This is a genomic window from Enterobacter sp. K510, from assembly GCF_055804875.1.
The window spans coordinates 1-418 of record NZ_JBNRLQ010000029.1; the positions used below are offsets into that span (position 1 = coordinate 1).

Sequence of the window (418 nt, forward strand, 5' to 3'; positions counted from 1 at the left end):
CACCCGCGAATGGCAGCCGTCGCACTTGGTCATATGGCCTTTAGCGGCGTTGTACTGCGGCGCGCCGTACGGGCAGGCCATATGGCAGTAGCGGCAGCCTATGCACACTTCTTCATTCACCACCACAAAACCGTCGTCGCGCTTGTGCATCGCCCCGCTGGGGCAGACTTTGGTGCAGGCCGGATCGGCGCAGTGGTTGCAGGCAATCGACAGGTAATACGCAAAGACGTTCTGCTGCCAGACGCCGTTGTCTTCCTGCCAGTCTCCGCCTGCGTATTCATAGATGCGACGGAAACTGACCTCCGGGGTCAGATCGTTGTAATCTTTGCAGGCCAGCTCGCAGGTTTTGCACCCGGTGCAGCGGCTGGAATCAATATAAAAGCCGTACTGAGTTGTCATGGGTTACTCCTTAAACCTT

1 protein-coding gene is annotated in these 418 nt (G+C 57.4%); it reads right to left on the reverse strand.

The annotated features are described in order from the left end of the window. A partial coding sequence (locus tag ACQUTD_RS21585) for a 4Fe-4S dicluster domain-containing protein (protein WP_473277446.1) occupies nucleotides 1-399 on the reverse strand: 399 nt, incomplete at its 3' end. Between the last annotated feature and the right edge of the window lie 19 nt (nucleotides 400-418).